1 protein-coding gene is annotated in these 214 nt (G+C 77.6%); it reads left to right on the top strand.

Annotation, left to right across the window (positions count from 1 at the left end; translation table 11 throughout):
• A partial coding sequence (locus BEN49_RS28960; protein WP_204376156.1) for a hypothetical protein occupies positions 1-214 on the top strand: 214 nt, incomplete at both ends.

Here is a 214-nt window from a genome sequence, read left to right as displayed (position 1 = left end):
CGACCAGGGCCGGGTGTTCGTGAGCGGCGGCACCACCAGCCCCAACTTCCCGGCCACCCGCCGGGGCCTACCTGCGCCCCCCAGGGCGGCGTGGACGCTTCGCGGCCCGCATCAGCGACCAGGGCCGGGTGTTCGTGAGCGGCGGCACCACCAGCCCCAACTTCCCGGCCACCCGCCGGGGCCTACCTGCGCCCCCCAGGGCGGCGTGGACGCT

Origin of the sequence: Hymenobacter coccineus (assembly GCF_001816125.1) — a bacterium.
Lineage (GTDB): Bacteria > Bacteroidota > Bacteroidia > Cytophagales > Hymenobacteraceae > Hymenobacter > Hymenobacter coccineus.
The sequence above is the reverse complement of the archived record's forward strand: the minus strand, read 5'-3'. Positions and strand labels throughout refer to the sequence as shown.